Consider the following 8,582-nt stretch of genomic DNA (forward strand, 5'->3'; position numbering starts at 1 on the left):
TCGAGTGCGGCGGGGCGTCGGCGGCGTTCTATCAGGAAATATCGGTCAGGATGAAGGCGAAGTCGGCCGCCCCGACCTCGAGCCGGTACCGGGGAAGGACGCCGGGGCCGACCGCCCCTGATCCCACCCCGTGCACAGCGTGGTCGGTGTACAGATAGAGCAGCGGCTCGGGGACCAGGTCGCTCTGGTGCCGGGCCGCCGCGAGCTGCCGGTCGCTCCAGCGCCGGGCCGCGAGATGGAACATCGGGTCGCCCTCGACGCGGATGCCGGCGCCCGCCGGGTCGGTGATCTCGGCCCACCGCACGTCGGCGCGGGTGCCGTTGTCCTGCGGGCGGACGTACGGCGTCTGCAGGTCCTCCACCGTGGCGTGGAAGTGGTCGATACGCGCCGCCTGCCGGGAGTCGGGATACGCCTCACCGGGCCCGGCGCCGAACCACCGGACCCGCGACCATTCCTCCGGAAGGTGCCACAAGAGGCCGATCCGCGCCAGGGATGGCGCTCTGTGGCGCCGGAGGAGCTCCTCGTGCTCCTCCTCCGGCAGGTCGTGGTCCACCATTTCCTCGGCGAAGGAGAACCTCCGCTCCGGCCAGTAGCCGACCGGCTCGGCATGCACCCGCAGCCTCAGGCGCTCCCCGTCGCTGTCCCAGCGGTACGTGCTGAGGTAGCCGCAGCCGGAATTGGCCGCCGAACTGCGGACCACGACGGTCAGGCCCACGTCGCCTGCCTCGACGGAGACGGTCCTGTGCAGCAGCCGATCCAGGCCGCGGGCCTTCCAGTACTCGGCGTCGCCCTGCCCCCATGAGCGGTCGTTGTCCGTGGGCGCGCGCCACAGTGCCAGCCGCGGGCCGTGCAGCGGTCGGTCGCCGATGCCGACCAGGGTCCCCGTCCGCCGGTCGAAACGCGCGGGGCCGAGATGGACCTGCTCGGCGGACTGCCTGGCGGTCCGCCGAGCCTCTGCGAGAACAGCAGGAGCAGGCGCGGCACGCGGGAGCTGGCCCCAGGCCACGACGTGGCCCTTGGGCGCCCAAGCGGTGGATTCCGCCAGTTCGGCCTGGATGGTCACGCCGTCAGGGACGGGCACCTCGACGCGTTCCCCCGGTCCGACGGGCGGCACCGCGAGCTCACCCTGGGGATGGGTGAAGCGCAGGTGGGACAGGTCCAGGAAGGCGTAACGGTTGCGGATCGTGACGTGTCCGGGGCGGCCGGGCTCGATGACGACGGGCTCGTTGACCTTATGGTACTCCAGCATGCCCGGGGACGGCGTCCGGTCCGGGAACATGAGGCCGTCGCAGATGAAGTTCCCATCATGCAGGTCCTCACCGAAGTCGCCGCCGTAGGCGAAGAACTCCCGGCCCTGAGCGTCGGTGGAGCGCAGACCCTGATCGATCCACTCCCACACGAACCCGCCCTGGACCCGCGGGAACTCCTCGCACAGCCGCATGTACTCCGCCAGGCCGCCGGGGCCGTTGCCCATCGCGTGCGCGAACTCCGTGAGGATGAACGGCATGCGGTTGCGCCGGTCATCCGCCGGGTCACCCGCCCCCTCGGTGAGCGGATAGAACAGCTCCCCTGGCCGCAGCGCGCCCTGGCCGATGCGACGCACGACGGCGGGGGTGCGATACATCTCGCCATAGACATCGACGTATCGGGCCAGCCGGTCGGCCTCGTAGTGGACCGGCCGCGACGGGTCGCGCTCGTGGATCCAGTCGGCCATGGCCTTGAGGTTGTCCCCGTCGCCCGCCTCGTTGCCGAGCGACCAGATGATGACGCTGGGGTGGTTCTTGTCGCGTTCGACGGTTCGCTGGATGCGGTCCAGGTAGGCCGCGCGCCACCGCGGATCGTCTGAGGGGTTGCCGGTCCAGGGCTCCGGCCGCGGCTGCTCGAACCCGTGCGTCTCCAGGTCGCACTCCAGCACGACCCACAGGCCCAGCTCGTCACAGATGTCCAGGAAAGCGGGGTGAGGCGGGTAGTGCGAGGTCCGGACGGCGTTGATGTTGTGCTGCTTCATCAGCTCCACGTCGCGGCGCATCAGCTCCAGGCTCACCGCGCGCCCGTGATCGGGGTCGAATTCATGCCGGTTGACACCGCGCAGCACGATCCGCCGGCCGTTCACCGTCAGCACGCCGTCTCCGTTGATCTCGACCGTGCGGAAGCCGAACCGCACGCGCACCCGCTCGCTCGGGGTAGCGATGGCGGCCTCGTAGAGGAAGGGATCCTCCGCACTCCAGGGCCGTACCCGGTCGAAGACGAACGTCTGCGTGGCGGCGGCGGCCTCCACCCCGAGCAGGGGATGCCGACCTCGACAGGCCCGTCCGCCGCCACGTCGAATCGCACCCGCCCGCCTCCGTCGGAGTAGTCGGCGTGCACGAAGACGTCCCGGATTCCGCCGACGGGCCGCGCAAGCAGCGCTACGTCCCGGAAGATCCCGGACAGCCGCCAGGTGTCCTGATCCTCCAGATAGGTGCCAGAGGAATACTGATGGACCCGGACGGCCAGGACGTTGCGGCCCGGGCACAGCGCCTCCGTGGCGTCAAACTCCGTCGACAGGCGGCTGCCCCTGGTCACCCCAAGCTCCACTCCGTTGAGCCAGACCCGCGCGCACGAGTCCACACCCTCGAAGCGGAGCACGGCAGGGGTGTCACCCCACTCTTCGGGCAGCTCGAAGACGCGGCGATAGTCGCCGGTCTCGTTCTCGTCCGGGACGAACGGCGGATCTATCGGAATCGGGTAGGGGATGTTCAGGTAGGCGGGCTTGCCGTACCCGCGGAGCTGCCAGTGCGAGGGGACGGCGAGCCGATCCCACTCCTCGTCGTCGAAGTCGGGACATGGGAAGCCGTCCGGCTCGCCGAGGCCGATGGGAGAGAAGCGGAATGCCCAGTCACCGTTCAGGTCGAGCCGCGGGGCGTCAGAAGCGAGGACGGCTCGCGGCGCGCGCTTGCCATAACCTGGGGAGAAGTCTTCAAGGTACACGCGCTTTCCTCTTCCGGTGATAAAGTTTCGCGCGAAACCGTAGTATCGAACGCATGTTGCGCCAAAGCACGGAACCGGCTCTACGCTCGGCCTTTGGCAGGCCGGACGGGCTGAGAAAGTTTCCTCGGAGTTGCTCTATAGTTTCCATGGACACACCATGGCGGCGGAAAGGCGAACGTGACCGACAACCCATCGGGGCCGCCCGCGGTCACCATCGCGTTCATCGCTGAATCCGCGGGCGTCTCGATCCCCACCGTGTCGAAGGTGCTCAACGGCCGCTCGGGCGTCTCGAAGGAGACCCGTACCCGAGTCGAAGGTCTGATCAACAAGTACGGCTACCGCCGCCCTTCCGGCAGCCGGGGCAGCACCGTGGAGATCGTCTTCCGCGAGATGGAGGGCACGTGGGCCGTGGACATCATCCGCGGGGTCGAACGGGTGGCGCGCCAGAACCGGATCGGCGTCCTGGTGTCGCAGCTGGGCCCCGACTCCTCACCCGCCACCTCCATCGACGAGACGATCGGCCGCCGCCCCGGCTGCGTCCTGTTCGTCTCCGAGATCTCGGCGCCCGAGCAGGCGAAGCTGAAGGCAAAGGACATCCCGTTCGTCGTCATCAACCCGTCCGGCGAGCTGCCGGATGACGTCCCCTTCGTGGGCACCACCAACTGGCGGGGCGGCCACTCGGCCACCCGGCACCTGCTCGACCTGGGGCACCGGCGCATCGCGATGATCAATGGGCCGGACTATCCGTTCTGCCAGGCGCGCATGGCCGGATATTTCTCGGCGATGGCCGAAGCCGACGTCGCCGCGGATTCTTCGCTGGTGGTCCGCACCTTCCTCACGCGCGAGCACGGCTACGCCGCGGCCCTCGAACTGCTTTCCCGCCCTGACCGACCGACTGCGATCTTCGCCTCCAACGACATGCAGGCGTTCGGGGTCTATCGCGCCGCTCGGGAGCTGGGCTTGTCGATCCCGGGCGAATTGAGCGTGGTGGGCTTCGACGACCTCGTCGTCTCAGACTGGGCCGACCCACCTCTGACGACGGTCCACCAGCCGTTGTTCGAGATGGCGAGCGCCGCCACCGACCTGGCGCTCACCCTCGCCCGCGGTGAACCGGTTCGCCAGGTCGGGGTGGAGATCGCCACCGTTCTCACCGTCCGCAAGAGTACGACACAGCTGAACTCGTAACGCGACCCCGCCTGTCGCCCGCCATCTGCTCGCGGCGGCCGAGCAAGGAGACGCCGCTGGACCGGCTGCGGGACCGGGTGCTGTTCGAAACCTCCAACGTGTGCGGCGCCCGCGCCTCGGACACGGGGCACCCAGCAGCTGTACGCCCTGCTCGACGACAAAGTCGCGACGCCGAAATCCGCGCCGCACGCCGACACCGCGACCGGACGAGCCGCTGATCAATCCTGGCCTCCACCTGAACTCCTGCCAGGTAACACTTCGGCGCATTGACCCGGCCAAACGCTAGCGCATGCACCTGGTGACAGCTTCGTTAATGACAGGCCGCCTACTGGTACGTATAATCACATACCCGCCAGACCTTGATCAAACCCAGGCGTGGTCGCGCTGGCGCCGTCGCCACCAGCAGTCCGCCAAGATCAGTCACTATCGGCGAAGACAGCCCGCGGTCGCAAACTGCCCGCCGTGCCGATCACGGACGATGAGCGCTCAGCCGTCCCTGGGTGGGTGGGCAGGTGTGGAGCGTGAGTCGTAGGCCCGCTGTCGGGCGACGATGTCGTCGGCGTGTTCGACCGTCCAGGTGTAAAGGTGAGAGAACGGCTCGCGCAGCGACTCGCCGAGCGGCGTCAGCGAGTACTCCACCCCTACGGGCGAGGTCGGCAGGACGCGGCGTTCGATCATGCCGTTGCGTTCCAGGCGGCGCAAGGTCTGGGTGAGCACGCGCTGGGTGACTCCTTCGAGCTGGCGCTTGATCTGGTTGAACCGTTTCGGCTCGACCAGCACCGCCATCGTCATCATCGACCACTTGTCCGCGATCTGGTCGAGGATCGGTCGTGTCGGGCAGTCGGCGCGGAAGACCTGCTTCGGCTCGCTCGTATCGGTCACCTAGGTATCCTCCGCGATGCTTGAGATGCCAAAAGGGCGTTATTGACGCCCCTAGGCGATCATCCAACCATAGGTATACATCAGATACCTAGCGGCGCGGTGGCCACTGTCGCATTGCCGTCGCCGCCTCCGGATAGGAGTCCCCCGGCGTGAGCCAGACGACCTTCCCTACCCTTCACGTGACGCGCGACCGCGGTGTCGTCAAGGTCGTCATCGACAACCCTCCCGTGAACGTTCTCAGCCTGGCGATGATGGCCGACCTGATGTCGCTGCTGACCACGTTGCGGAAGGATGAGACGGCCAAGGTTGTCGTGTTCGAGAGCGCCGATCCAGATTTCTTCATCGCCCACGTCGACATGACGCTCGTGGACGACGAGGACGCCGCCGCCGACCCGACAGCCGGGGCGCCGGCCGGGCTCAACGTCTTCCAGGCACTCGACGAGGCTCTGCGCACCCAGCCCAAGTGACGATCGTCAAGCTGACCGGGATGGCTCGTGGTGGAGGGGCCGAGTTCGTCGCGGCGGCCGACATGAGTTTCGCGGCGATCGGCCGGGCCGGGCTCGGCCAGATGGAGGTGCTGAGCGGCATCGTGCCCGGTGGCGGCGGCACGCAGTACCTGCTGAACCGGGCGGGCCGCAACCGCGCTCTAAAGATCGTCCTGGGCGCGGAGTTGTTCGACGCGCAGACGGCCGAACGTTACGGCTGGATCAATCGCGCGCTGCCGGCCGACGACATCGACGCGTTCGTCGACCGGCTCGCTCGAAACATCGCGGACCTGCCGGACGGCTCGATCGCGGCCGTCAAGAGCGCTCTGCCGCCGCAGGACATGGCCACCGGGATGCTACGCGAGCACGAGGCGTGGGTGAGTCAGTTCGTCCGGCCCGCCGCGGAGAAGCTGCTGCGTGGCGCGCTTGCGGCCGGCGCTCAGACCCGCGACGGCGAGCTGCGCCTGGAGCAACTGCTGCGCTCGGTCGCGCTCTGAGGAACTCAGCCGACCGGCGGCCTGGCCAGAGCCGGGGCGTAGGAACCGGGGCTCGCCGGCCGGGACGCCGCGACCTCGATGCGCAGCGGGCCCAGGCTCGCGGGCCTGGCCTGCGTCGGCGGGCAGGTCGAACGGCTCGGCGACGGTCCAGGATCGGGGTCCCCGGCCTGGACGATCCCGACGGCCTTCATCCGGTCGTTGCTGCGTAGGCTTGCCGCTTTGGCCTGCAGGCGCTTGCGCAACACGGCGCCGGGCCAGGTACTCGTGGCGTGCGGCTGGATTCCCTCGGAGGCCATGGCGAGCGGGTACTGCAGGCGGCGCGGTCACCGCGCGGAGGGACCGTGCTCATCTCGTAGTAGCCGGTCCCGGGAACGTCCCACACCAGGATTCGCGACTCCGTGTCCCTGATCATGTTCGAACAAGAAGTACTCCACCACCACGGGGCGGGCGGCGAGCAGGCGATCCAAGTAGGCGTCGAAAGTCGCCCGGCCGAAGTCTTGCGGGGTTCCCGAGACATCGTCCACCATGCCGCGTCCCGCCACCAGGTTGTCCCCGTTGCCGTAATCCATGATCCATGCCCACGATCGGTCGAGGTCGTCCCTCGTCTGGATCACGAAGGCATACTGACTACCTTCCGCGCTCATCCTCTGAGTCTGATTGACCATCTCGAGATCCGCCATGAGAACGGCTGCTTGCTCGGAACGGGCCGCACCCCACCAGGTCGGGGCAGAACTCGTTTTAGAAGATCGAGACGGTGGCGCGCAGGTCCCCATGGATCATCACCAGTTTGTCGGTCATGTCGCCGACGAAGGTCTCGGCCGTCACGTGCCCGCGCCCAACCAGCTTCGCGTCACCCGCCAGGTAGATGTTCCTCGACCGCAGGTCTCCGAGGACGATCAGGCGCGCCGGGTCCACTGAACTCGTGGATACATCAACGATTGAAGGTCCACCGTCCATAGGAGCGGGGTTTTCGGGAAAAGTTTACACCGAGTGTTCAACGATACCGTTGAAGGCATGGATATCAAGGACACCGCCCGGCTGCTCGATGGCGCGGGCGTCTCGGCGTTCCTCCGGTCGCTTCCCGCCCAGCCCCTGCTGCTCGGCCTGGGCGAGGCCAGGCACTTCGTGGGGGAGTTGGGCGAGGTGCGCAACGAGATCTTCCGGCATCTGGTCGAGCACGAGGGCTACCGGTCATTCGCCATCGAGAGCGACTGTCTCATGGGCCTCGTGGTCGACGACTACCTCGCGACGGGCGCGGGCACGCTCGATGACGTCATGGAACGCGGCTTCAGTCACAACTTCGGGGAGTTCCCGGCCAACCGCGAGCTCGTGCGCTGGATGCGGGCGTACAACGAGGAGCATGACGAAAAGCTCCGGTTCTTCGGGTTCGACAGCCCGCTGGAGTACTGGGCGGCGAGCCCGCGCCAGGCGCTCACCGGCCTCTACGACCTCCTCGACGGCCCGCTGCCCTGCACCAGGGAGACCCTCGACACGCTGCTGGGCCCGGACGAGCCATGGTCGAACGAGGCCGCGGCCATGGATCCGTCCCAGTCGATCGGCCAGTCCGCCGACGCCCAGCGGCTGCGGCTGATCGCCGACGACCTGGTGGCGCTGCTCGACACGCAGGCGCCGCGGCTCAGCGCGGAGGACAGGGAACGGGCGGAACTGTACGGGCGCACCGCCGTCGGCCTGCTCCGCTATCACTACTGGATGGCCGACGCGTCCCCGGCACGGTGGACCCGGCTGTCGGCCCTGCGGGACGCGATGATGGCCGCCAACCTGCGTGCCATCGCCGAGCACGGCCCGGCCCTGGTCTTCTCCAGCAACCTCCACCTGCAGCGGAACAAGAGCGTCATGTCGTTCGGCGACCAGCAGCTGGAGTGGTGGAGCGCGGGGGCGATCACCGCGACGCGTCTGGGCGACCGGTACGCCTTCCTGGCCTCGGCCTTCGGCACGGTCGGCGACGACGCCCCGCCCCCGGACACCGTCGAGGGCGTCCTGTCCACGCTCCCGTGGGACCAGTCTCTCATCGACGCCCGCGGCCTGGCCGAGGCCATCACGGAGCCCGCCCCGCGCGTCTCCCGCGATTTCGCCTATTTCCCGCTGGACCCGGCCCAGCTCGGCATGATCGACGGCATCGTCTTCCTCAAGCAGGCTGTCGAGCTGAAGAAGCTGGGTTGAAAGGGCGCGTGCGTGTCCGGCTGCGGCTGACGCGCACGCGCCGTCAGCCGGCGCGGCGGGTGCGGGTCAGGGTCAGCCCGCCGAGGATCATGGCGATCAGCCCTACCACCAGGGCCACGTAGCCTCCGACTATCCCGTAGCCGGTGCCGGGACCGCCTTCGGCGGCGGCCACGACCAGCCCGCCGATGACCATGCCGGCCAGTCCCGCCGCCAGGGCCACGATGGCTCCCCTTCTCCCGGAGCCAGAGCCGGAGCCGATGCGGCCGGTGGAGCCGATGCGGCCGGTGGAGCCGATGCGGCCGGTGGAGCCGATGCGGCCGGTGGAGCCGATGCGGCCGGTGGAGCCGATGCGGCCGGTGGAGCCGATGCGGCCGGTGGAGCG

Annotated in this window: 11 protein-coding genes; 4 read left to right on the plus strand and 7 right to left on the minus strand. The window is 68.6% G+C overall.

Going from position 1 to position 8,582, the window contains the following annotated elements:
* Positions 1–31 precede the first annotated feature (31 nt).
* Together AB0H84_RS40840 and AB0H84_RS40845 are read right to left on the minus strand one after the other, a co-directional pair.
* A complete protein-coding gene (locus AB0H84_RS40840; protein ID WP_357617263.1) occupies positions 32–2,170 on the minus strand; it encodes a glycoside hydrolase family 2 TIM barrel-domain containing protein in 2,139 nt (712 codons plus the stop codon).
* Positions 2,116–2,970, minus strand: a complete 855-nt coding sequence (locus tag AB0H84_RS40845) for a sugar-binding domain-containing protein (RefSeq protein WP_357617033.1) — start codon at positions 2,968–2,970, stop codon at positions 2,116–2,118. Before AB0H84_RS40845 ends, AB0H84_RS40840 begins: the two co-directional genes overlap by 55 nt.
* A gap of 177 nt (positions 2,971–3,147) precedes the next feature.
* Here AB0H84_RS40845 and AB0H84_RS40850 point away from each other — a divergent pair, with 177 nt between their 5' ends.
* Entirely contained in the window at positions 3,148–4,155 is a 1,008-nt protein-coding gene (locus AB0H84_RS40850; RefSeq protein ID WP_357617035.1) for a LacI family DNA-binding transcriptional regulator, read from the plus strand.
* 486 nt (positions 4,156–4,641) lie between these two features.
* Here AB0H84_RS40850 and AB0H84_RS40855 read toward each other — a convergent pair whose 3' ends face one another.
* Positions 4,642–5,037: a helix-turn-helix domain-containing protein gene (locus tag AB0H84_RS40855; RefSeq protein WP_357617037.1), complete on the minus strand. Its 396-nt coding sequence runs from the start codon at positions 5,035–5,037 to the stop codon at positions 4,642–4,644.
* A 149-nt stretch (positions 5,038–5,186) separates the two neighbouring features.
* Between AB0H84_RS40855 and AB0H84_RS40860 the strand changes: the two genes are divergently transcribed.
* Both AB0H84_RS40860 and AB0H84_RS40865 read left to right on the plus strand, forming a co-directional pair.
* A complete protein-coding gene (locus AB0H84_RS40860; protein ID WP_357617039.1) occupies positions 5,187–5,504 on the plus strand; it encodes an enoyl-CoA hydratase-related protein in 318 nt (105 codons plus the stop codon).
* A complete protein-coding gene (locus AB0H84_RS40865; RefSeq protein ID WP_357617041.1) occupies positions 5,501–6,019 on the plus strand; it encodes an enoyl-CoA hydratase/isomerase family protein in 519 nt (172 codons plus the stop codon). Before AB0H84_RS40860 ends, AB0H84_RS40865 begins: the two co-directional genes overlap by 4 nt.
* 5 nt (positions 6,020–6,024) lie before the next feature.
* Here the strand turns inward: AB0H84_RS40865 and AB0H84_RS40870 are convergent, their stop codons facing one another.
* Genes AB0H84_RS40870 through AB0H84_RS40880 form a run of 3 tightly spaced genes read right to left on the minus strand, consistent with a single transcriptional unit; the run spans position 6,025 to position 6,934 of the window.
* Positions 6,025–6,315, minus strand: a complete 291-nt coding sequence (locus tag AB0H84_RS40870) for a hypothetical protein (protein WP_357617043.1) — start codon at positions 6,313–6,315, stop codon at positions 6,025–6,027.
* Positions 6,316–6,342: 27 nt separating this feature from the next.
* Positions 6,343–6,699 carry a hypothetical protein gene (locus AB0H84_RS40875; protein WP_357617045.1) on the minus strand — a complete coding sequence of 119 codons (357 nt, stop codon included), beginning with the start codon at positions 6,697–6,699 and terminating at the stop codon, positions 6,343–6,345.
* A gap of 58 nt (positions 6,700–6,757) precedes the next feature.
* Positions 6,758–6,934 carry a hypothetical protein gene (locus AB0H84_RS40880; RefSeq protein ID WP_357617047.1) on the minus strand — a complete coding sequence of 59 codons (177 nt, stop codon included), beginning with the start codon at positions 6,932–6,934 and terminating at the stop codon, positions 6,758–6,760.
* A 99-nt stretch (positions 6,935–7,033) separates the two neighbouring features.
* On the opposite strand from AB0H84_RS40880, the gene AB0H84_RS40885 reads away from it, so the two are divergent.
* Entirely contained in the window at positions 7,034–8,200 is a 1,167-nt protein-coding gene (locus tag AB0H84_RS40885) for an erythromycin esterase family protein (protein WP_357617049.1), read from the plus strand.
* A gap of 43 nt (positions 8,201–8,243) precedes the next feature.
* Here AB0H84_RS40885 and AB0H84_RS40890 read toward each other — a convergent pair.
* Positions 8,244–8,582 (minus strand): DUF6223 family protein (locus tag AB0H84_RS40890; RefSeq protein WP_357617051.1); only part of this gene is annotated, 339 nt, incomplete at its 5' end.

It is taken from the genome of Nonomuraea sp. NPDC050786, from assembly GCF_040654115.1.
In the GTDB taxonomy this organism is placed as follows: Bacteria; Actinomycetota; Actinomycetes; order Streptosporangiales; family Streptosporangiaceae; genus Nonomuraea.